Source organism: Oleiphilus sp. HI0125 (assembly GCF_001635355.1).
The window spans coordinates 1-1103 of the sequence record NZ_LWGF01001007.1; the positions used below are offsets into that span (position 1 = coordinate 1).

2 protein-coding genes are annotated in these 1103 nt (G+C 44.0%); both read right to left on the reverse strand.

Annotated elements, in window-relative coordinates:
• Positions 1-75: 75 nt before the first annotated feature.
• The gene (locus A3762_RS17235) at positions 76-573 is read right to left on the reverse strand and encodes a biopolymer transporter ExbD (protein WP_068756431.1); all 498 of its coding nucleotides are present in this window, start codon (positions 571-573) and stop codon (positions 76-78) included.
• Positions 574-692: 119 nt separating this feature from the next.
• The coding region (locus A3762_RS27740; RefSeq protein WP_197469337.1) for a hypothetical protein at positions 693-1103 on the reverse strand (411 nt) is incomplete at its 5' end.

Consider the following 1103-nt stretch of genomic DNA (forward strand, 5'->3'; position numbering starts at 1 on the left):
ACTTTCCGCCCGAATTAGCTGCTCTGCGTTTATGCCGCGCTATACGCTTTGCTTTGACCGATTGCTTCAAAACGATTAGTTCCCTCCAACTTCTGGGGCATCAGCAATGCCAATATCCGGGAACAACTCAGCATTAACCACATTACCCGATATCACTGTAGGATATGCCCTAACAGCATCCATGACGTTAATAATTGTTTGGTAGGATGAATCAGGCTGAGCGAGTAATGTTATATCTCGCTTATCAGGAACACGTCTTTTCAGCTCTTGCATCGCCAAGCTTAGTTCCGAAAGATTCGGCAAGTTCTGATCTGTATTTTCTATGCGCTTGATAAGAGTATTTGCGCCCTCTTTTAGCTCAATAGCTGTTGGCAAGATCAGCACTTGGAAAGAAAGCTGCTCGGCATCAATGTCTTGCACCTGATCTGCACTAGGGAAGTTTAGCTCTATGATCGCAGTGTGCGAGAAAATAAGATTTATAAGCAAGATGGGAACAAGAACGATCATCAAGTTCATGAACGCCGTGATATCTAAATCGGCTTCTTGTTGAGACCGTCTGTGACGTCGGATCATACTAATACAAACAATAGGAAGAATGTGTCTGTATTATAGGGAGTCACTGATTGCTATCAAGAACGGTGCGCACAAAACAATCTTTCGATTAAGAAGTATTATGGCGCACATCAAATAAGTTAGCTCTTTTTGTTTAACTGAGCTTTCCACTTCTCGGCATATAATCGATGCTCATAATTTCTTTGAAGTTCGTATATCTGAACATTTGGATTAGCTGGAGAATTATTACACACCACTTTCACGCCATGTTGCATCGCAATAAACTTCACCTCGTCTGGCGAGATTTGTAGATCACGCGCAGCAACCCGATACTCCTGGCGCGGATGATTTGGATTGCATAGTTCGCGAATTCCCCAGCGATCCATGGCCGGTTTGTATGCGCGATAATACTTCACATAGGACAAGTAAAATGCCAATCCGGCAATGAGCGCGACGCCAAATATACCCTCTTCAGTACCATTGCGTGCAAGAGCCCAAATCAGCGTCCCCGCTAATACCAACAAAGCACAAGAGAGCTTAATTTCGTACGG